Genomic DNA, 21,554 nt, shown 5'->3' with positions numbered 1-21,554 from the left:
CCATGGGAGTTTGTTGCACCAGAAGTAGCTAGCCTAACTGCAAAGAGGGCGGTTACCACGGTGTGGCCGATGACTGGGGTGAAGTCGTAACAAGGTAGCCGTAGGGGAACCTGCGGCTGGATCACCTCCTTAACGAAAGATTGACGATTGGTAAGAATCCACAACAAGTTGTTCTTCATAGATGTATCTGAGGGTCTGTAGCTCAGTTGGTTAGAGCACACGCTTGATAAGCGTGGGGTCACAAGTTCAAGTCTTGTCAGACCCACCATGACTTTGACTGGTTGAAGTTATAGATAAAAGATACATGATTGATGATGTAAGCTGGGGACTTAGCTTAGTTGGTAGAGCGCCTGCTTTGCACGCAGGAGGTCAGGAGTTCGACTCTCCTAGTCTCCACCAGAACTTAAGATAAGTTCGGATTACAGAAATTAGTAAATAAAGATTGAGATCTTGGTTTATTAACTTCTGTGATTTCATTATCACGGTAATTAGTGTGATCTGACGAAGACACATTAACTCATTAACAGATTGGCAAAATTGAGTCTGAAATAAATTGTTCACTCAAGAGTTTAGGTTAAGCAATTAATCTAGATGAATTGAGAACTAGCAAATTAACTGAATCAAGCGTTTTGGTATGTGAATTTAGATTGAAGCTGTACGGTGCTTAAGTGCACAGTGCTCTAAACTGAAATGTTGAAGTTACTAACTTGTAGGTAACATCGACTGTTTGGGGTTGTATAGTCAAGTAATTAAGTGCATGTGGTGGATGCCTTGGCAGTCAGAGGCGATGAAAGACGTGATAGCCTGCGAAAAGCTCCGGGGAGGCGGCAAATATCCTTTGATCCGGAGATGTCTGAATGGGGGAACCCACCTACTTTAAGGTAGGTATTGCAACATGAATACATAGTGTTGCAAGGCGAACGAGGGGAAGTGAAACATCTCAGTACCCTTAGGAAAAGAAATCAATTGAGATTCCCTCAGTAGCGGCGAGCGAACGGGGATCAGCCCATTAAGTTATGTGTGTTTTAGTGGAACGCTCTGGGAAGTGCGAACGTAGAGGGTGATATTCCCGTACACGAAAGGGCACACATAATGATGACGAGTAGGGCGAGGCACGTGAAACCTTGTCTGAATATGGGGGGACCATCCTCCAAGGCTAAATACTCCTGACTGACCGATAGTGAACCAGTACCGTGAGGGAAAGGCGAAAAGAACCCCTGTGAGGGGAGTGAAATAGATCCTGAAACCGCATGCATACAAGCAGTGGGAGCACCTTCGTGGTGTGACTGCGTACCTTTTGTATAATGGGTCAGCGACTTATATTCAGTAGCGAGGTTAACCGTATAGGGGAGCCGTAGAGAAATCGAGTCTTAATAGGGCGTTTAGTTGCTGGGTATAGACCCGAAACCAGGCGATCTATCCATGAGCAGGTTGAAGGTTGGGTAACACTAACTGGAGGACCGAACCCACTGTCGTTGAAAAGCCAGGGGATGACTTGTGGATAGGGGTGAAAGGCTAATCAAGCCTGGTGATAGCTGGTTCTCCCCGAAAGCTATTTAGGTAGCGCCTCGGACGAATACCATAGGGGGTAGAGCACTGTTTCGGCTAGGGGGTCATCCCGACTTACCAAACCGATGCAAACTCCGAATACCTATGAGTACTATCCGGGAGACAGACTGCGGGTGCTAACGTCCGTAGTCAAGAGGAAAACAATCCAGACCGCCAGCTAAGGCCCCAAAATCATAGTTAAGTGGGAAACGATGTGGGAAGGCATAGACAGCTAGGAGGTTGGCTTAGAAGCAGCCACCCTTTAAAGAAAGCGTAATAGCTCACTAGTCGAGTCGGCCTGCGCGGAAGATGTAACGGGGCTAAAACTATGTGCCGAAGCTGCGGATGTATACTTTGTATACGTGGTAGGGGAGCGTTCTGTAAGCCGATGAAGGTGTGTTGAGAAGCATGCTGGAGGTATCAGAAGTGCGAATGCTGACGTGAGTAACGACAAAACGGGTGAAAAACCCGTTCGCCGAAAGACCAAGGGTTCCAGTCCAACGTTAATCGGGGCTGGGTGAGTCGACCCCTAAGGCGAGGCCGAAAGGCGTAGTCGATGGGAAAATGGTTAATATTCCATTACTTCTGTGTAATGCGATGAGAGGACGGAGAAGGCTAAATCAGCCTGGCGTTGGTTGTCCAGGTGAAAGGATGTAGGCATGTATCTTAGGCAAATCCGGGGTACTCTATGCTGAGATCTGATAGCAAGCTGTACTTGTACAGCGAAGTGGTTGATGCCATGCTTCCAGGAAAAGTCTCTAAGCTTCAGTTACACAGGAATCGTACCCGAAACCGACACAGGTGGTCAGGTCGAGTAGACCAAGGCGCTTGAGAGAACTCTGCTGAAGGAACTAGGCAAAATGGTACCGTAACTTCGGGAGAAGGTACGCTGTTGTTGGTGATGGAACTCGCTTCCTGAGCTGACGACAGCCGCAGAAACCAGGCCGCTGCAACTGTTTATTAAAAACATAGCACTCTGCAAACACGAAAGTGGACGTATAGGGTGTGATGCCTGCCCGGTGCTGGAAGGTTAATTGATGGGGTTAGCGTAAGCGAAGCTCTTGATCGAAGCCCCAGTAAACGGCGGCCGTAACTATAACGGTCCTAAGGTAGCGAAATTCCTTGTCGGGTAAGTTCCGACCTGCACGAATGGCATAATGATGGCGGCGCTGTCTCCAGCAGAGGCTCAGTGAAATCGAAATCGCTGTGAAGATGCAGTGTACCCGCGGCTAGACGGAAAGACCCCGTGAACCTTTACTGCAGCTTGACACTGAACTTTGACCTTACTTGTGTAGGATAGGTGGGAGGCTTTGAAGCTGGAACGCTAGTTCCAGTGGAGCCGTCCTTGAAATACCACCCTGGTAATGTTGAGGTTCTAACTCTGTCCCGTGATCCGGGACGAGGACCGTGTCTGGTGGGTAGTTTGACTGGGGCGGTCTCCTCCTAAAGAGTAACGGAGGAGTACGAAGGTGCGCTCAGCGTGGTCGGAAATCACGCGTAGAGTATAAAGGCAAAAGCGCGCTTAACTGCGAGACCCACAAGTCGAGCAGGTACGAAAGTAGGTCTTAGTGATCCGGTGGTTCTGTATGGAAGGGCCATCGCTCAACGGATAAAAGGTACTCTGGGGATAACAGGCTGATACCGCCCAAGAGTTCATATCGACGGCGGTGTTTGGCACCTCGATGTCGGCTCATCTCATCCTGGGGCTGAAGCAGGTCCCAAGGGTATGGCTGTTCGCCATTTAAAGAGGTACGCGAGCTGGGTTTAGAACGTCGTGAGACAGTTCGGTCCCTATCTACCGTGGGCGCTGGAAATTTGAGAGGATCTGCTCCTAGTACGAGAGGACCAGAGTGGACGAACCTCTGGTGTACCGGTTGTGACGCCAGTCGCATCGCCGGGTAGCTATGTTCGGAAGGGATAACCGCTGAAAGCATCTAAGCGGGAAGCCTACCTCAAGATAAGATTTCCCTAGGACTTTATGTCCTCTAAAGAGCCGTTCGAGACTAGGACGTTGATAGGTTGGATGTGGAAGCATAGTGATATGTGAAGCTGACCAATACTAATTGCTCGTGAGGCTTGACTATACAACACCCAAGCAGTTGTATATGAAGCATCAATCGATTCTTAAATATGCAAGACAACTTGATTTAGTTATACCTCTAGCTAAAATGAACAAGTAAAGTAAGATTCAATCAGCCCAGTCTGTTACAGATTTGGAAAACGCTTCGGCATCAAATAAGACCCAAGCAAGTATCCATAAACAGTTGTGCTGGCGACCATAGCAAGAGTGAACCACCTGATCCCTTCCCGAACTCAGAAGTGAAACCTCTTAGCGCTGATGGTAGTGTGGGATTACCCATGTGAGAGTAAGTCATCGCCAGCTCATTATTCCAAACACCCCAATCTCAAAAGAGGTTGGGGTGTTTTTTTTGGGGGGGTAAAAAGTGGTTAGGGAATAAAAATAAACTGTGTATTATCTAGCTGAACAAATTTAGCCTCAATCAAGCAAAAATGTAGCACTCAACATAAGAAGGCTTCTTGAAGTATAAAGAGCTAACTTTGCAAGAGAGCTCTTTTAATAATAATTATTTCAATTGTCTGCGAGCATGTTTAAGAGCAGTACGCAGGCCTTCTTCTAGTGTTGGATGATAAAAAGGTTTCTCTAAAATATCATTTAAAGTTAGTTCTTCTCCAATAATCCAGCTTAATAGATGAGCCATATGTTCTGAAGCTTCGGTAAATAACTCTGCACCAAGCAATTTCTGGTTTTCTCGCTCTATATAAATTTCAATAGCACCCTTATTTTTCCCGAGTACGATAGCTCTACCTTGTCTTTCATAAGATGCTTCGCCTGTGACAAAATCAACTCCACCATCTTTAAGTTGTTTATAACTTTGTCCCACAATTGCCATTTCTGGATGACTAAATACAATTCCTAATGGAGTAAGTGTTTTAACTGCGTTTACCTGTGGATAATTCAAACAGTTATGAACAACTTTTTTACCTTCATGGGCAGCTTCATGTTGTAAAGGGGTAGAAGTGTATGCATCACCAGCAATAAAAATTGGATAGTTATCTAGTTGTTTAGTTTTTGCATTTACAGGTAGTAATTTAATATCTTTAAAAGACTTATCAATATTTTCTAACTTTAGCGTGTCAAGTAAGCTCGAACGACCTGTTGCAGATAACACGTACTCAGTCTGGATAGACTCCTCTTTTTCATTAATTTTATAATTCAATATAACACCATCAGAAGTAGATTTAACCTCATGAGGCAATGTCTCAAATAAAAAATTTAACTCTTTACTCAGTTCTTCTTGAGCGAGTTGTTGTAGCTTAGGACTAGTAAATATCCCAATTCTTTTACTACGAGCAAATATAGTGGTTTCTACACCCAAACGATGCATGGCTTGGGCAATTTCTAGGGCAATTACTCCACTTCCAATAATAGCGATAGACTTGGGTAGGGTGTTTAATTCAAATATTTGATCTGTAGTAATAAGACGATCATCTAATTCTTGTTTCCAAGTTTGATCATAATTAGGTGTAGAGCCTACTGCTAAAATAAAACTTTTTGACTGATACCGTTTACCATTTACTTCAATAGTTTTTGCATCAATAAAATGAGCTTTACCCGAAATTTTATGTTCAGTGGGCCATTGTTCGACATCTTTTACTGTGGCCTTAGTAAAACGATCACGTAAGGTTCTCACATGCTCCATAACCTGATCAGTACTAATATCTGCTGAAGCACTCAGCCCAACCTCTTGAGCATTTTGTATATCATACATACGGTTTGCAGTAGAGATTAAGACTTTACTTGGCATACACCCTACACGTGCGCAAGTGGTATCCCAAGGGCCATCATTTATAATTAAAAGATTATTAGTGTATTTTACTGCTTCTTTATAAGCGCTAATACCAGCCGTACCCGCGCCAATGATAATAAGATCGAACATTCTTAATGGGCTGTTTTTTAGAGATAGACATATAGAATATATAGAAAAACCCTCCTAAACAGAGGGTTTGTTTTGCTTATTTTGACTTAAAATGTAAATTTTTGCGCGAATGGTGATTTTAAGGTAGTTGAAACAACTCCATTTTGATTAGTAGATTGACCTTCAATACTTACGCCATTAATTACATGTTTAAAGTCTAAAGTACTTCCATTCAAATCTTGTTTAAAAGTAAAAATATTTTGTCCTTCTAAATAAATACTACCATTAAACTTCTGTATATTCGTCGTTGGAGCCTCATTCTCAACTCTACTTCCTTCAATACCAGTAATATTTGGTAAGCTTAATACTTGATTCTTACCTAATCTCACTCTATATGTTGCGTTATTCGTATTGCCAGGAGTTGAGTTTACAACAAATGATATTGGTTCTGCGAAAGGAACATTAGGATTATCATTGATAAGTACATTGAAACCAGAACCACCTTGGATTACATAGAGATCACCATCAGTTGAGGTATTATCTTTATATACGCTCATTGCGCCTGTGGTAACTTCTTTTTCAGTTGGCTGGCCTGTCTGTGGATCTTGGACCATGGTAGTTGTAGTAATTTTATAATCGCTTGTGGTTGAGTTAATTAAGACAAATCTTTTTTGTTTAGTTTGTTGAAGTCCCCATGACTGTTGGAATGGATATGCAAAGGCTCCAGTAATAGTCACATCCTGGAAGTTTTTATCCTTATTTTCATTCTCAAAAATATAAATTCTGGTATTAGATTGATATTCCTGTAAATTTGGAGAAATATTATCAGAAGCAAGCTTAATATTCTTTAAATCATCTGCTGTAATATCAAAATCCCAATCATTATAACCTGTAAGTAAGGATTTAATTTCTTCACCTTTAAATACGTAGCAAGCGCGATAATCTGTAGTACTATTAATAAAACATTTTTCACGATAATGATCAGTATATTTAGTAAGGTCCACTTTTCTAATATCTAAAGTTAACTTGAGCGGGCCTTGTGCAAAAGTATCTAATGCATGATCGATATAACCTTTTGATAAGCTTTCATTATTAAGATCATATGCACCAAATAAATATTTTCCTTCTTGCTTTACACTATTTAAAACAGAATTGGCAAGTTCTTGATCGGTTGAAGGTGTAGTTGGTGTTGTCGTTGAACCCGAGTCTGAGTTTTGATTATAGTAGCCATCACCACCTCCACCACAAGCTGATAAAAAAACAGCTAAAGTAAGCCCACATACCCCTTGAGTAAGTTTCATCATTATCCCCATTAAAACGATAAGTTATTTAAAATAATTTTTAGTTTTACAAAATAACATATATTTCATGAGCTTGCTCAGGATATTTACATCAAGAAAATTTAATTAAATGCTTGTTCCCATACTTACCCCGACAGTAGGGCGTACTTGCATAGATGAACACGCGCTGAGAATAAGGCAGCTTATTAATAACAAAATCAATTTATTCATAAAATAACTAAGTAAATAAAAAGTGATTTCACAACTTTAGCTGAAGATTGTCTGTATATCTGTTGAATTGATGCAGTTGTATATTTTTTTTTATTAAAAAAGCTCTATCTTTAAATAAAAATAGAGCTTATGAATTTATTTATTCATTTAATCATCTAACAAATCCATTTGTTTGGCTAATTGATAAAGATTGTTTGAACGGTTTCCAGTACGACAGAACATGAGAACCGGTTTCGGAAGTTCATTATAGTGATTTGCAAAAGTACGAACATCAAGTTCAGTAATTTGGCCAGCTACAACAGGCTGATAAACATAATCTAGGCCAGCTTGGCGTGCTGCTTCTTCAATTTGAGCACTGGTAGGTTGTTCCGGACCACCTTCCATGTCAGGACGGTTATTAATAATAGATTTAAAGCCTTTTTCTACAACTTGACCCACATGTTCTGGGCCAATTTGACCTGCGAAACCAACATTCTCTGACATTTCGTCACTCCAAAATTTAATAAAACCTCTTATGCTGTATCATAGCATTAAGCTTAACCTGAGATACAAGACACTAAAACGTTGTTCCTACATAGATAAAATTTATGTAAAAGAACAGCTCTAGATTTTTAAAAGGCGATCAGGATGTTTTTTGTAAATTCATTACTTCGACCATAATGCCACGGAGCACATATGCACGCTTATACGGTTGAGCCTTTATATGTTCCATGTGATCAGGAAATGATCGCAGCTGACTTTTATATTCCAAAAACAAATAATAAATCTGCGGTAATTCTCATGGCACATGGTTTTGCCGGATTGCGTCAATTCAAACTCATCCAATATGCCCAGCGTTTTGCTCAAGCTGGCTATGCGGTTATTTTATTTGATTACCGATATTGGGGTGGAAGTACAGGTAAGCCCCGAGAGATGATTTCTATCAACTCTTAACTAGAAGATTGGAAGACCATGATTCAATATGCTTCCACGTGTAAATTTATAGATAACCGAAGAATTGTATTGTGGGGAACCTCCTTAAGTGGGGGATATGCTTTAAGCCTAGCTTCTGAATTAAAGAATATTCAAGCCATTATGGTACAAATTCCATATGTTGATGGCGCGGAAACAGCAAAATTATATCCACTACAGCGTTATCCCCAAGCTTTAAAGTTGTCGAGCCAAGATTATATGGGTTCAAAAATGGGCCTTAACCCTAAAAGGTTGCCTGTGGTAGATCAATATAAATTGTGCTTTATGCCAACAGCAGATAGCTATTATGGTTATTTATCGATTGTGAATCCGGATTATTACTGGAGTGGAGAAGTCCCGGCACGCGTGTTTTTTAATTTGATGCGTTATCGCCCAATTCAACTTGTACGTCAAATTAATATTCCAGTTTTATTTATTGCGGCTCAGCATGATTCTTTGATTCCAATTGAGTCTAGTCGTGAAGCTGCGACTAATATTGCTCCTTTTGTGAGTTATCATGAATGGGATATGAAACATTTTGATATCTATCACGGTTCATGGTTTGAAAAAGCAGTGACGACCCAATTAGAATTTTTACATCAGCATATAGGAGTGATGTAAATGATTATTATATGTGCATCGTGCGGTGCAAAAAATAGAGTACCAGAGGAAAAACTTACCGCTCAACCGAGTTGTGGACAATGTCATCAGCCATTACTCCCGCTTGCGCCAATTGAGTTAAATGAACAAAACTTTAGCAACTACATCACAAATAGTGATCTGCCTATTTTGATAGATTTATGGGCAGAATGGTGTGGACCTTGTAAAATGATGGCGCCACATTTTGCACAAGTTGCAAAACAAAATCCACGTGTCATTTTTGCCAAGATTAATACCGAAGAGTCTCCTCGCTTAAGCCAAGCATTTAATGTGAGAAGTATTCCTACCCTTGTATTAATGAATAAAACCACAGAAGTTGCTCGAATGAGCGGCGCATTACGCGCGCCTGAATTGCAACAGTGGCTAGATCAACAACTTCAAACGAATTTCGGGAGCTAAGGTGTCAGAAGCTTATACCAAACCAGAAGGAATTTTATCCTTACAAACGATTGCCATGCCAGCAGATACTAACTGGAGTGGTGATGTGTTTGGTGGGTGGATCGTGTCACAAATGGACTTGGCTGGAGCAATTCACGCGGAGCGTTTTAGTCGTGGTCGCTGTGCTACGATTTCCATTAATCAGATGACCTTTTTGGTTCCGGTAAAAGTAGGCTTTGTCATTAGCTGCTATACCAAAATCCTAAAAGTGGGTAATACCTCTATTCAAATGCAAATTGAAGTTTGGGATAGCCATGATGACTCTCGTGCCCCAATTCGTATTACTGAAGGGGTCTTTACCTTTGTTGCAGTAGATGTAAAAGGCAACAAACGTCAGATTCCTGAGGAAGCGAAACAGAAATTTCTTGCCTCTCAAGAATCGTAATAAAAAAGCCCAAATTTGAATTTGGGCTTTTTTATATCTTTATTTCTTACGTTTAGGTAACCATGCCCATAACATTTGGCATTGAATCGGTTCATTACCTGCATCATCAATGACCGTAACTGGAATAACAAGTTCACCTTTCTCATGATCAGCAATATATTTTTGCTGTTCGGTAGAGAGAGTCGCTGTTGCTGTTAAACCACCTTCAACCACTTTTAAATAATCAACATGTAATGATTTGATTAATAAAATACGGTTATCTGGAATATGTAAACCCGTTAGAAAACCTGTTGCAGTTTCTGCTAAAAGTGCCATAGCCGCAGCATGGACTCCTTTAATATGGTTCTGCATATTTTTTTGATTTTCTAAACGAACCGTCACATGGTTTACATCTACTTCCTGATAGCGAATGTTTGCTGTACCCACCATTGGCACAATGCGGCCAAATGCCTTACTCCAAAGCGTACTCCGAATACCTTTAGGGAATTTTGAAGTTGCTTTTACCAGTTTTAATAGACGATTGGATTGAGACATGGGATTACCTTAATTGGGAATGTCATGCTAAGACATTAATCTTTAAAGTTATTAAATTGTAATGGCAGACCAAATTGTTGTTCACGTAAAAAAGCCATCACTTGTTGTAAAGTGTCACGCTTTTTATCAGTTACACGGATTTTGTCGCCTTGAATAGATGATTGCACTTTGATGCCACTTTCTTTAATGGCTTTATTAATTTTTTTTGCTGTATCAGAGTCAAGGCCATCTTTTAGTTTAATCACTTGTACAAAATTTTTGCCTGATGCTGTTGCTTTCTGTGGGTCAAGCGCTTGCACATCAATTTTACGTTTATAAAAGTGATTTTCTAACATGTTATAAACTTGTTCACACTGGAAATCACTTTCTGTACTGATTTTTATCTCTTTATTTTTTTCATTTAATTCGATAGAAACATCATGACCACGGAAGTCAAAACGTGTTGCAATCTCTTTTTGGGTGTTTTGTACAGCGTGATTAACTTCAAATAACTCTAATTCAGAAACAATATCGAAAGAAGGCATAGTTTAGACCTTTACAAAGTGAAAGAATATTTGAGATGCTAAGAGGGTTTTCTTCATTTGCCAAGTGTTGTTTACATCAAAGGAGTGCACAATGATCCGTAAACAAGAAATTACAACATTTGAGTTCCCAGAAAATGCTGTTATCTGGGATGTCCGTGATTCAAGTGCTTATGCAGAAGGGCATGTTAAAGGTGCGGTAAGCCGCCCAATTAATGATTTAAATGCTGATATTTTGAACCAGGTCGCTGCGGATCAGCCGATTTATATTTTATGTGGTGGTGGTAGCAAAGCTCCTCGTGCAGCTGAGAAACTAGAAGGCATAGATGCCTCGCGTGAATATGTCGTGCTGATGGGAGGGACGCGTGCAGCTCGTGACGCAGGTTTACCTCTAGAGCAGGGCGCATAAAAAAAGCACCTTCGGGTGCTTTTTTATTGGGACCAAATTTTCTCAAGTGCACTATTGAGATTTAAAATAAGGTTTCTTAGGTTTAACTTTCTTTTGAAAACGTTGGGCATCTAATTTCTGTAATAGGCTTTTGGGAACAGGACAAGCTTCTCCTAAAATTTGAGCTACTAAAACTTCACTACAAAGCGGCGCAAATAAAAAGCCCTTTGAGCCTAAACCTGCAAAAGTAGAAATACGGCTTTCTTTCTGCATTTTTCCCACAACTGGAAAATAATCTGGACTTTGAGCGCGAACTGATGCTCGTCCTTGCCATTGTTCGACTGGCGGTAATTGTTTTGCATAATGAGGGAAAACGCTGTGGATTAATTCAAAGTTATGCACATGGTCATCAAGCAGTACTTCTTGATCGTCTCTGTTTGGGTAGAAAGAAGCCCCTAGAATAAGTTCAGACGTATTCAGTTGCATACAATAACCGCCATAGCTATAGGCTTCGTTTAAAGGTAAGGTTGCAAAAGAATTATCAACCCAGCTCACCTGTCCACGTATAGGTTTTAATAGCGGATAATTTTCAAATAAAGCAGCACTTTCTCTGGCGCAGCACACCACGACATGATCAGCCTCTAAAGTAGTTTCATTACCACTTTTTAATTGAACTTTATTTTCAAAAGAAACAAATGTCGTGATATTGGCAATTTTCAGTTCAATACCTGGATGTTGCAAAATTTCATCACGTAATTGGTGCGGAGAAACTGCTCCAGCTTCGGTCAACAAAATATGTGGATAGTCTGATTCAAGTGAGCTTGTTTGCTGCGTGACAATATCAGCAGGATATTGATCAGCAAGATCGAGAAGATCTTGTGCATTCTTTAAAGCCATTTGCTGTATTTGAAACGGGCGAAAGGCTTGAAAATTTTTATAGAAATTTAATGCATGTTGCCAGCTTAAAGTCATGAGATGCTCATGGCTTTGTTCAATTGGGCATAGTTTCGGATTAAGCAATGCCAATGGATTGCCAGAAGCACCTGATAACGGCGCTGTACGCTCAAATAGAGTGACCTGATGCCCACGTTGAGCAAATGCCCAAGCTGTGCTTAAACCTGCAATCCCAGCGCCAATTACGGCGATACGCTGCTGAGTGAAATGGAAAGTATCGCTAACTGGTTCTAATAAAATTTCTTCACTTACAGGTGCTTTCCAAACGGCTTTAAGCATTTCCCTTTTATGACCAAAACCGCGAGGACGAGAAATATCGATTCCGTGAGTCTTTAGCCCACGTTTGAGGACACCAGCTACACTAAATGAGGCAAAGGTAGTGCCATAGTCGGAAAGCCGAACAATATTATTTAAAACATTTTGTTCCCACATGTCCGGATTACAAGAAGGCGCAAAACCATCTAGAAACCAAGCATTCACTGCCTTCGTTTTTACCATACTTGGAAAAATATCTTGTGCATCTCCTAACCATAGGTCGATGCTGAAGCGCTCTTCTGGAAAACTTAAACGATGGCAGCCTGCAAGAGGTAAGGGATATTGCTCAATAAGTTGTTGGGAAAGCGGTTTAAGTTCATCCCATACACTTAAAGCACGAATGAGATCAGCTTTGCTTAAAGGAAACTTTTCGACGCTAATTGCATGTAAATGACTGTGGTTATTTGGACGAACTTGTTGCCATAGTTGCCAGAGCGCAAGAATATTTAAACCAGTGCCGAACCCGGTTTCTCCTACACTGAAATATTCAAAATCTTGTAAATTGGCTAATCGTTCTGATAGGTCATTGCCATTTAAAAATACATGCCGTGTTTCAAGCAGACCATTATCTTTAGAAAAATAGACATCACCAAATTGTTTGGAAATGGGAACTTCAATACCATCAATAGATTCCCAATCCAGCTCAGCAGTTTGTATACGATTTGATTTGTTCATTCGGTTTAATAAGTCGCTCAGGATTACCACTGACGTCGACGTTTGGTGTAAACATAACTCGCAATAAAGAAGCCAAGCAGTACGCCACCTGCAAGAGTTACTGCGCCATATAAGAACATTTGAGCACTACGTTCACTTTGTAAAACTTGTACCTGAACAGACAAGTTATCGTTCTTTAGCTGCAATTCTTGGTTTTGTGCTAGCGCTTCAAGGTTTGCATGTTCTAGCTGTTTTAGACGAGATGCTTGATCTTGAACTAAAGCCTTAATTTTTGCATCTTGCTGTTGCTTGTTCTTTGCGATTTGTTCTGCTGTAAGCGGTTGTGTTGAGGTTGGTGCTGTTGTAGTCACGGGTTTAGCTACAGTTGGAGGCGTTGCTGGTGTCGCAGCAGGTTCAACTGCTCCGGCAGTTGAACATATCAAACACAAGCCAAGAAAGCTTTTGGTTGCAAGCTGCATGCGTTTACCCTTTTGGAAATGCTTTATTAAATGGTTTGACATCAACATGACTATAGATGCCTTCTTTCAAAAATGGTTCTTCTTTTAACCATTCATCTAAGGCTTCACGTGTATCAAACTCTACAATCATGGTGCTGCCATAAAAACCAGCTTGCGGATCATTAGGGTCTTTTGGCATCGCTCCAGCAGCAACTAGACGACCTTCATCATCAAGTTTTTGCAAACGTTCGATATGTTGAGGACGTACTGCTAAACGTTTCTCTAGAGTTCCTTCGTTATCGGTACAGCTTAGAACAAAAAAAGGCATGTCATCGTATCTCTATAATCAATCCGAAACCACATTAAGCATCTGGTGACTTAAAATGTTTACGTAAAATAATGAACTGAATAATGATAAATGAAAACATGACAATCATGTCACCAAATGCAGTAAATTCGCCCCAATATTTTCCGCCGTGGAATAAAAACGCAAAGAAAACATGTAAACCAGACATCACGACAAACATAGCTGCCCAAGCAAAGTTTAAATTTTTCCAACCTTTTTCGCTTAAGGCTAAAATCGGATCAAATAAACGTTGAATAAGAGGCTTACGGTCTTTACCAAACCAAGGTGAAACTAAGAAAGCACCTGCAAAAACTAGATTCAAAATAGCGGCTTTTAAGCGGATGTAAAAATCATCGCTCAACATAAGGGTAATACCACCAAAAATGACTGTCATGAACAGCACAATCCATTGCTGTTTATCTAGACGGAACTTTTGCATGATGAACAACGCACCATACACTACCAGCATTGAAATAATTAAACCGGTAGTAGCGACAAGAATATTATTATTATCAACACCGCCAGCAGACCCGATCAGTTTGAGTAAAGGATGCTGTGTATCGGCTGGATCAACTGTCTTATATAAATAAAAGAAAATAATTAATGGAACAAAGTCCAGTAGTGCTTTCATGTTAGAGTATCTGATCAGGTTTGGTGAATGGCATAGTATAAAAGATGCAAGGCATAGATTTACATACACATAGCAATTTTTCTGATGGAACTTTGTCTCCGGAATTGCTAGTGCAAGCTGCTGTCGATGTGAAGTTGCATACTTTAGCGTTAACCGATCACGATACGATGGATGGATTGCAGCGTGCAAGAAATGCTGCACAACCCCATGATTTGCAAATTATTTCTGGTGTGGAGATTTCAAGCCAGTGGTCACGACCAAGCACGAAAAAAAGCTATGGCGTGCATATTGTGGCTTTAAATATGCAAGATGAAGCCCCAATTTTAGAAGCATTAGAACAACAAAAAAGAATTAGGGCACAAAGAGCAGAAGTTATTTGTGAACTATTAAAAAAGTGTATTGGCTTTGATATTTATCAAGATGTCCTCGATAAAGTTGAAAATCAACCAGACCGGATTACCAGAACCCATATTGCTAAAACCTTAGTTGAAAAGAATGTAGTAAGTCGTCCTCAACAAGCTTTTGATCGTTTTTTAAAAGAAGGGAAGCGTGCTTTTGTAAAGTTTGAAGGATTGGGTTTGAAAGAGACCATTGAGGTTATTCATAACAGTAAAGGCTTGGCAATTTTAGCTCATCCAACCCGTTATGATTTATCGGCTACAAATACCCGGTATTTGATTGAGATATTTGCAAGTTATGGTGGAGATGCGGTGGAGCTGCCGCCTCCTGTAGATCCTTTATCTACTCGCCAAATGATTGATCGTATGATTGACCAGCATCATTTGGCTATTTCAATTGGTAGTGATTTTCATGGTGAAAATATGCCGTGGATTAAATTAGGGAACACTCCTAAACCAACGAGTAACCAGCAAGGCATTTGGGAGCGTTTTATCTAATTGCATTTTAGAGCAAGTTGTTATCTTGAGCTTGAATTGGAGGAGGTGTGGGCTTACCAAGTGTCCCCAAAAGCTCAATTTCGATACTACGTACCATTGCATCTAAAGGTAAATCATTACTTTGCGTGCCAAATGGTTCTTCAATTTCGGTACTTAAAGCATCAAGTCCTAAAAATGTATAAGCCAGAATTCCAACCAGTAAAGGCGTTGCTAAACCAAGCAAAGATCCTAAGCTAAACGGCAACATAAAACAGAAAAAATAAACGGTACGGTTAAGCAAAACTGAATAAGCAAACGGAATAGGAGTATTTGCAATACGGTCACAGCCAGTTTGTACGACACTTAGATCTGCAACATTCTTATTCATTTGAGCATAAATAATATCTGAAATTTCCCCTTCTTTAAGCGCTTGTAATAATTCCCATTGAATAAGGCTAAGCGTATATTGAGGTGCGTTATTTTGTTGGTAAAGTTGGGTAAGTGCTTGTTGGCTCATGCCACTGGTTTGTATTAGCTCGGTGGGGTTGGCTGTTTGACGACGTAAACGGTCACGTAACACATTGGCGAATACAATAACGTGCTGAATGACACGTTCACGGCGGGCTTGAGTTAAAATCCGGCAGTCACGGTCGAAATGTCGCGAAGTCGCAATCAGGACCCCCCATAATTTTCGGGCTTCCCACCAGCGGTCATAACATGCAGTATTCTTAAAACCTAAAAAAATAGAAAGTACGACACCAATTAAAGTAAAGCCAACTAAAGGAATTTCTGGAAAACGATAGAGGTTAATATATTCAACCCCACCAATGATTGCCGAAATCAGCATTACTACCCCTAAAGAGGGCAAAATTTTAGGTAATATCGTCCCTCGCCAAGAGAATAAAACTTTAAAAATACTGGGCTGTTCACGAACAATCATTTTATTTTAAACGTCGCTATTTTTGTTTTGATATTCTAAGCTTAGTGAAGCTTTGTCAATATCATTGAACGGCTATTGAGGTAGGGTTGAGCAGTTGTTGTTCAGCAAATGAAAAGCTACCTTCGGGCGAGATAATAAAATGGTCCAGCAGACGAATTTCGACAAGCTGACAGGCCTGTTCAAGTTGCTGTGTGAGTTTAATATCTTCAGGAGAGGGCTGTGGGGAACCAAATGGGTGGTTATGTGCTATTACTAATTGGCAAGCGTGCTGTTGTAAGGCATAACGTAAGGTTTGATTCACTGAAACAGCGCAGTGTTGAACTGAACCAAAAAATAACTTTTTAAAATGTAGTTTTCTCAACTCGGCATCTAAGCAAAGTACGGCAAAGACTTCTTGTTTTTCACCTTTTAATTCGTAACGCAAATAATCTAGAACTAAATGAGAAGAATGAAGGCTTAGCTCAGTCTGACTAAAATGATAGTCGAGATAACGCCGTCCAAGCTCTTTTACGGCCAGTAATTGGGAATACTTGGTAGCTCCAATACCATTAAATTGAGCTAATTCATTGTAAGATGCATCGAAAACAGCGTTTAGACTACCAAACTGTTGAATCAGTAAACGTGCGAGCTCTACTGCTGAATGTTGACGTGAACCTGAGCGAAGAAAGATCGCGAGTAGTTCAGAGTCAGAGAGACTTTGAGGGCCTTGTTGTAATAACCGTTCTCTTGGCCGTTCTTGTTCTGGCCAATTTTTAATAGAAGTATTCATATTCCCCAGCAATATTCTGCTTAAAAATTTATTTTGTTTGCCCAATCAATCTTGGGTCTGCGCGTATTTAATGCTATTGTGAGCGCCACTGCAACAGAAAGGTATCCTGTTCGTGAGCTTTGATTTAAGTGTTATTCCTCATAAAAACATTGTTTTAGCTGTTACAGGTGGGATTGCTGCCTATAAGAGTGCCATTTTGGTCCGTCGTCTTAAAGATTATGGTTTTGACGTTCGGGTTGTGATGACACACGGGGCTCAAGCATTTATTACACCTCTAACCTTTCAGGCTCTTTCAGGAAATCCTGTACATACCGAGCTTTTAGACCCTGAGGCTGAAGCTGGAATGGGCCATATTGAATTGGCTCGTTGGGCTGATTTATTACTGGTTGCTCCAGCAAGCTGTGACACATTAGCTAAGTTTGCTAATGGTTTGGCAGATGACTTACTCAGTACTTTATTTTTAGCAACTAAAGCGCCTGTGTGGGTCGCTCCTGCGATGAACCAGCAAATGTGGGCTGCAAAAGCAACTCAGCGTAATTTACAAACTCTGGTTGAAGATGGCGTACATGTGATTATGCCAGATGCAGGGGAGCAGGCGTGTGGTGATGTAGGCTTAGGCCGTATGCCGGAACCGGAAGAAATTGCAAGGCAAGTGGCGGGTTATTTCCATCAAGCCCAACGTGCAATTGCTGAAAAATTTGGGTTGTTGGCAGGTAAGCGAGTTGTAATTACTGCCGGACCAACCCGTGAGGCGATTGACCCTGTCCGTTATATCTCAAATCATAGTACTGGTAAAATGGGCTTTGCTTTAGCTGCGGCATGTTATGCAGCAGGTGCAAAAGTCACGTTAATTGCTGGTCCCGTAAGTTTAGATACTCCAAACGGTGTTCAACGTGTAAATGTTGCTTCGGCTCGACAAATGTTAGATGTCAGTATGGAGTCGCTTGAGACTGGCTGTGACATCTTTATTGCGACGGCGGCTGTAGCTGATTATCGCGTCGCTGAAGTGGCAGAGCATAAAATTAAGAAAGCAGGGGATGAGCTGAATGTTTCCCTTGTAAAAAATCCGGATATTGTGGCAACCATTGCAGCTCAGGAAAAACGTCCATTTATGGTGGGCTTTGCTGCCGAAACGCAGAATGTTGAAGAATATGCAGCAGGGAAACTCGTTGCTAAAAAGCTAGATATGATTGCATGTAACGATGTTTCTCGCGCCGATATTGGCTTTGCTTCTGATGAAAATGCGATGACAGTATTTTTTGCTGAAAGTTACCATATGAAAAAACGTGAGTTAGAAAAAGCATCTAAGCAAGAAATTTCTCAACAGCTAGTTGAAGCTATTTCAGATGCGTTACGCCGTAAATAATTTTTGAACCAAATAAAAAACCGCGAATAAATCGCGGTTTTTTTATAGTCTCATTTAGACAATCAAGGGATTTCATCTTCAAATTCAGGTTTGACCTGAACAATGAAGTCTTGACGGTTAAGACCACGCCATAAGGCAAATGCTGTACCGATATAAATCGAAGAGTAAGTACCGACAAAGACACCGACAAACATTGCAACAGAGAACCAGTGTAAGCCATCACCACCCAAGAACATCATTGCAAGTACTACAAGCAATAATGTCATTGAGGTATGGATGGTACGACGTAAAGTCTCAGTTAACGCAATATCAACGATTTCACGTGGAGTCGCGCCGCGAATTTTACGGAAATTTTCACGGATACGGTCTGAAACAACGATGTTATCGTTAAGCGAGAAACCAATCACCGCAAGTACCGCAGCTAAAACTGTCAGGTCAAATGGCCATTGGAATAAAGCAAATGCACCAATAATGATGATGATGTCATGGAATAAAGACATCACGGCACCCATTGCGAGTTTGAACTCAAAGCGAATGGTGACATAGATCAACATTAAAATCAGCGCAAGTGCAACAGCACCAGCCGAACGAACATAAAGCTCGTTACCTACCTGACCACCTACAGAGTCCACTTTATGAACTTCTGCTGCGTTGTTTGGCAATTGCACAGCTTTGGTAATCGCATTATTAAGATCTTCAACCTTAATATCTTGTACTGGCATGCGAACAAGTAAGTCTTTATTACTACCCAAAGTTTGTACTACAGCATCTTTAAAACCAGCTTTGTCGAGAGCCTGAATAACTTCTGCCTGATTTGCTGGCTGAGCATAGTTAAGCTCAGCTGAAACACCACCTGTAAAATCCAAACCTAAGTTAAGACCTTTGGTCGCAATAAAGAAAATGCTCGCTAAAGTAATAAGGATCGAGAAGATTGCTGCAGGTTTAGCAATCTTCATGAACGGGATGATTTTTGCATCATCTGGACGACCATATTGTTTTGAAGGCTGTTGAGTCACTTTAGTCATCATAGATCTCCTTAAATGCTCAACTTTTTCAAGTTACGGCGTTTACCATAAATGATTTGTACAATCGCACGCGTTACTGTAATTGCAGTAAACATTGAGCAAATAATACCGATCATTAATGTCACGGCGAAACCTTTAATCGGGCCAGTACCGATTGCAAACAGAATGAATGCAACAAGGAACGTTGTTAAGTTCGAGTCGAAAATGGTGTTATAGGCTCGATCATAACCTGCCACAATAGCCTGTTTAGGTGAGGCCCCCCAGAGCATTTCTTCTCGAATACGTTCACATATCAGTACGTTGGCGTCGACGGCCATACCAATGGTAATGACGATACCCGCAATACCCGGTAAGGTGAGGGAAGCACCTATCCAAGACATAATGGTTAAAATCATTGCCAGGTTAAATACAAGTGCAAAGTTTGCGATTAAACCAAATAGACGGAAGAATACGACCATCCAGATTGCAACGAGCAAGAAGCCGATTTGCGTTGATAGTACACCTTTATCAATGTTTTCTTGACCAAGGCTTGGACCAACAACACGCTCTTCAACGAAGTACATTGGCGCAGCTAAAGCACCGGCACGAAGCATTAACGCAAGTTCAGATGCTTCTTGAGGTGAACTTAAACCAGTAATACGGAAAGTTGAACCTAAAACGGCTTGAACAGTTGCGGCGTTAATCACGACAGACTCGGTATATGGTGTACGAACTTCTGTTTGAGCACCAGTTTTTGGATCTGTAACGTAGCTAATCTTTTGTTTATTTTCGATGAACAATACCGCCATGCGTTTTCCAACTGCATTACGGGTTGCATCTGACATCAGCTTACCGCCAGCACTATCGAGCGTAATATTTACTTCGGCACCACCAGAGTCTTGGCTAAAGCCAGAACTTGCATTTTGAACGCGTTCACCAGTCAAGATACGGTTACGTTGCAACAACAGTTGGCGACCACTATCTAAAGACTGATAAGCAAAAACTTCCGTACCCGGAGGTAACGGTTGACCATTATATTTACCCGTATATGGATCAATATATTGATCATTTAAGTCAGATACCAAACGGAATTCGAGGTTAGCAGTACGGCCTAAAACACGTTTAGCTTCTGCTGTATCTTGAACACCCGGCAATTCAACGACAATACGGTTGCTACCCTGACTTTGTACTAAAGCTTCTGCAACACCAAGTTCGTTAATACGGTTACGTAGTGTTGTTAAGTTCTGATTAACTGCATAAGCCTGAATTTCTTGACGACGTACATCAGTATAAGTGAGTTTTAAGATTGAACCTGTCGTGCTCGCTAATGCCTGTTGGGTATATTCATTACCATTACGGCGTAAAAAATCCATTGCTGCATCACGATCCGCATTGTCAGCAAACTGAACAGTGATCACATTATTATTTAACGCAAGATTGTTAAATTTAATTTTGTTTTCACGGAACTGACGACGCAAATCAGTGGCAGAGGTTTCCATACGTTGGGAAATGGCTTTGTCCATATCTACTTCAAGCAAGAAGTGGACACCACCACGTAAGTCCAAACCAAGTTTCATTGGTTTCGCCCCAATTTTTTGCAACCATTCTGGAGTTGTTGGTGCAAGGTTTAGGGCTACAACATATTGATCACCTAAGTCACGGCGTAATACTTCTTTTGCTTTCAATTGCGCTTCAGAAGAGCTGACACGCAAGAGAGCAGCATTATTTGTAAAAGTATTATCGTGGCTTGCAATATTTGCTGTTTTTAAAATTTGCTCTGCTTTTTGCACCACACTTTGATCAATTTGGGTACCAGCTTTGGCACCGGAAATTTGAACGGCGGGCTCATCCGGATATAGACTAGGCAGTGCGTATAATGTACTGACTACCAGAACAACCAGAATCAGTAAATATTTCCATGCAGGGTAACGCATTCGCTTTCTTCTTAAATGAAAAAGCCGTGCTAAAGCACGACTGTTTTATGATTAAAGGTTATTTAGAGTGCCTTCTGGTAATACAGAAATTACGCTGGCACGCTGAATTTTTACTTCTACACCACGGTTAAGTTCAACAACCGCATAGTCACCTTCAAGTTTAGTTACTTTGCCCATTAAACCGCCAGCAAAGACAACTTCGCTACCAACACCCAAGCTTTCGATTAAAGAACGGTGTTCTTTTGCACGTTTTGCTTGAGGACGCCAAATTAAGAAATAGAAGATTGCAACGAATACAACAATCATCAAAATGTTTGGTAAAAGGCCAGGGCTTTGGGCTGCTGCTGGAGCTGCATGTGCAGTAGAAATGAACAAGCTCATTTTAATTTCCTAAAGTTAAAAAATATGAGTCAGATACCTGACATAATCCTAAT

Annotated in this window: 19 protein-coding genes, 2 tRNA genes, 3 rRNA genes and 1 pseudogene (1 of these 25 running past the window's edge); 11 read left to right on the top strand and 14 right to left on the bottom strand. The window is 40.8% G+C overall.

Annotated elements, in window-relative coordinates:
• The 5 genes from MKL36_RS06165 to rrf form a co-directional block, all read left to right on the top strand.
• Positions 1-132, top strand: a 16S ribosomal RNA gene (locus MKL36_RS06165); it begins 1,405 nt to the left of the window's first position.
• A gap of 59 nt (positions 133-191) precedes the next feature.
• Positions 192-268 (top strand) — tRNA-Ile (locus MKL36_RS06160).
• A 55-nt stretch (positions 269-323) separates the two neighbouring features.
• Positions 324-399: transfer RNA gene (locus tag MKL36_RS06155), tRNA-Ala, on the top strand.
• Between the two features lie 340 nt (positions 400-739).
• Positions 740-3,632: ribosomal RNA gene (locus MKL36_RS06150) — 23S ribosomal RNA — on the top strand.
• A gap of 184 nt (positions 3,633-3,816) precedes the next feature.
• Positions 3,817-3,931 (top strand): 5S ribosomal RNA (rrf, locus tag MKL36_RS06145).
• The 16S, 23S and 5S rRNA genes sit together here with 2 tRNA genes alongside, the layout of an rRNA operon.
• Positions 3,932-4,133: 202 nt before the next feature.
• On the opposite strand, the gene MKL36_RS06140 is transcribed toward rrf, so the two are convergent.
• The 3 genes from MKL36_RS06140 to MKL36_RS06130 all read right to left on the bottom strand — a co-directional run bounded on the left by MKL36_RS06140 (position 4,134) and on the right by MKL36_RS06130 (position 7,480).
• Complete coding sequence (locus MKL36_RS06140) at positions 4,134-5,507, bottom strand: dihydrolipoyl dehydrogenase (protein WP_021511260.1); 1,374 nt, start codon at positions 5,505-5,507, stop codon at positions 4,134-4,136.
• Positions 5,508-5,593: 86 nt separating this feature from the next.
• Positions 5,594-6,787, bottom strand: coding sequence for a hypothetical protein (locus tag MKL36_RS06135; protein ID WP_000779312.1), 1,194 nt, complete (start codon positions 6,785-6,787; stop codon positions 5,594-5,596).
• A gap of 357 nt (positions 6,788-7,144) precedes the next feature.
• Positions 7,145-7,480 carry a TIGR01244 family sulfur transferase gene (locus tag MKL36_RS06130; protein ID WP_001293924.1) on the bottom strand — a complete coding sequence of 112 codons (336 nt, stop codon included), beginning with the start codon at positions 7,478-7,480 and terminating at the stop codon, positions 7,145-7,147.
• Between the two features lie 192 nt (positions 7,481-7,672).
• Between MKL36_RS06130 and MKL36_RS06125 the strand changes: the two are divergent.
• From MKL36_RS06125 to MKL36_RS06115, 3 genes and pseudogenes are all read left to right on the top strand, one after another.
• Positions 7,673-8,569, top strand: a pseudogene (locus MKL36_RS06125) (alpha/beta hydrolase).
• Positions 8,570-9,007 (top strand): thioredoxin TrxC, encoded by a 438-nt coding sequence (gene trxC, locus MKL36_RS06120; RefSeq protein WP_021511262.1) that lies wholly within the window; start codon positions 8,570-8,572, stop codon positions 9,005-9,007. It abuts the pseudogene before it with no gap.
• Between the two features lies 1 nt (position 9,008).
• Positions 9,009-9,431: an acyl-CoA thioesterase gene (locus tag MKL36_RS06115; RefSeq protein WP_001287657.1), complete on the top strand. Its 423-nt coding sequence runs from the start codon at positions 9,009-9,011 to the stop codon at positions 9,429-9,431.
• Between the two features lie 39 nt (positions 9,432-9,470).
• On the opposite strand, the gene MKL36_RS06110 is transcribed toward MKL36_RS06115, so the two are convergent.
• Positions 9,471-9,965, bottom strand: coding sequence for a DUF4442 domain-containing protein (locus MKL36_RS06110; protein WP_000083577.1), 495 nt, complete (start codon positions 9,963-9,965; stop codon positions 9,471-9,473).
• Between the two features lie 35 nt (positions 9,966-10,000).
• Positions 10,001-10,489: a YajQ family cyclic di-GMP-binding protein gene (locus tag MKL36_RS06105; protein ID WP_001138893.1), complete on the bottom strand. Its 489-nt coding sequence runs from the start codon at positions 10,487-10,489 to the stop codon at positions 10,001-10,003.
• Positions 10,490-10,580: 91 nt separating this feature from the next.
• On the opposite strand from MKL36_RS06105, the gene MKL36_RS06100 reads away from it, so the two are divergent.
• Entirely contained in the window at positions 10,581-10,895 is a 315-nt protein-coding gene (locus MKL36_RS06100) for a rhodanese-like domain-containing protein (protein WP_021511263.1), read from the top strand.
• Positions 10,896-10,946: 51 nt separating this feature from the next.
• Here MKL36_RS06100 and mnmC read toward each other — a convergent pair whose 3' ends face one another.
• The 4 genes from mnmC to MKL36_RS06080 are packed head-to-tail and all read right to left on the bottom strand — an operon-like array spanning position 10,947 to position 14,232.
• On the bottom strand, positions 10,947-12,818 hold the full coding sequence (gene mnmC / locus MKL36_RS06095) for an FAD-dependent 5-carboxymethylaminomethyl-2-thiouridine(34) oxidoreductase MnmC (RefSeq protein ID WP_021511264.1): 1,872 nt from the start codon (positions 12,816-12,818) through the stop codon (positions 10,947-10,949).
• 23 nt (positions 12,819-12,841) lie between these two features.
• Positions 12,842-13,276 carry a hypothetical protein gene (locus MKL36_RS06090; RefSeq protein ID WP_021511265.1) on the bottom strand — a complete coding sequence of 145 codons (435 nt, stop codon included), beginning with the start codon at positions 13,274-13,276 and terminating at the stop codon, positions 12,842-12,844.
• 4 nt (positions 13,277-13,280) lie between these two features.
• Complete coding sequence (locus MKL36_RS06085) at positions 13,281-13,583, bottom strand: YciI family protein (RefSeq protein WP_001115787.1); 303 nt, start codon at positions 13,581-13,583, stop codon at positions 13,281-13,283.
• A 34-nt stretch (positions 13,584-13,617) separates the two neighbouring features.
• Positions 13,618-14,232: a septation protein IspZ gene (locus MKL36_RS06080; protein WP_000645707.1), complete on the bottom strand. Its 615-nt coding sequence runs from the start codon at positions 14,230-14,232 to the stop codon at positions 13,618-13,620.
• A gap of 44 nt (positions 14,233-14,276) precedes the next feature.
• On the opposite strand from MKL36_RS06080, the gene MKL36_RS06075 reads away from it, so the two are divergent.
• Positions 14,277-15,128: a PHP domain-containing protein gene (locus tag MKL36_RS06075; RefSeq protein WP_021511266.1), complete on the top strand. Its 852-nt coding sequence runs from the start codon at positions 14,277-14,279 to the stop codon at positions 15,126-15,128.
• Positions 15,129-15,135: 7 nt separating this feature from the next.
• Here MKL36_RS06075 and MKL36_RS06070 read toward each other — a convergent pair whose 3' ends face one another.
• Positions 15,136-16,047 (bottom strand): bestrophin family protein, encoded by a 912-nt coding sequence (locus tag MKL36_RS06070; protein WP_000637023.1) that lies wholly within the window; start codon positions 16,045-16,047, stop codon positions 15,136-15,138.
• Positions 16,048-16,108: 61 nt separating this feature from the next.
• Complete coding sequence (gene radC / locus MKL36_RS06065; RefSeq protein ID WP_085920667.1) at positions 16,109-16,828, bottom strand: RadC family protein; 720 nt, start codon at positions 16,826-16,828, stop codon at positions 16,109-16,111.
• A gap of 100 nt (positions 16,829-16,928) precedes the next feature.
• Here radC and coaBC point away from each other — a divergent pair, with 100 nt between their 5' ends.
• On the top strand, positions 16,929-18,182 hold the full coding sequence (gene coaBC / locus MKL36_RS06060; RefSeq protein ID WP_000006958.1) for a bifunctional phosphopantothenoylcysteine decarboxylase/phosphopantothenate--cysteine ligase CoaBC: 1,254 nt from the start codon (positions 16,929-16,931) through the stop codon (positions 18,180-18,182).
• Positions 18,183-18,244: 62 nt separating this feature from the next.
• Here coaBC and secF read toward each other — a convergent pair whose 3' ends face one another.
• The 3 genes from secF to yajC are packed head-to-tail and all read right to left on the bottom strand — an operon-like array spanning position 18,245 to position 21,501.
• Positions 18,245-19,210 carry a protein translocase subunit SecF gene (gene secF / locus MKL36_RS06055; protein ID WP_001984787.1) on the bottom strand — a complete coding sequence of 322 codons (966 nt, stop codon included), beginning with the start codon at positions 19,208-19,210 and terminating at the stop codon, positions 18,245-18,247.
• 8 nt (positions 19,211-19,218) lie between these two features.
• Positions 19,219-21,120 carry a protein translocase subunit SecD gene (gene secD, locus MKL36_RS06050; RefSeq protein ID WP_001270222.1) on the bottom strand — a complete coding sequence of 634 codons (1,902 nt, stop codon included), beginning with the start codon at positions 21,118-21,120 and terminating at the stop codon, positions 19,219-19,221.
• Between the two features lie 51 nt (positions 21,121-21,171).
• Positions 21,172-21,501 (bottom strand): preprotein translocase subunit YajC, encoded by a 330-nt coding sequence (yajC, locus tag MKL36_RS06045; RefSeq protein WP_000051669.1) that lies wholly within the window; start codon positions 21,499-21,501, stop codon positions 21,172-21,174.
• Between the last annotated feature and the right edge of the window lie 53 nt (positions 21,502-21,554).

It is taken from the genome of Acinetobacter sp. AOR12_HL (assembly GCF_027855275.1).
Lineage (GTDB): Bacteria > Pseudomonadota > Gammaproteobacteria > Pseudomonadales > Moraxellaceae > Acinetobacter > Acinetobacter baumannii.
This window is presented reverse-complemented; position numbering and strand designations above follow the sequence as displayed.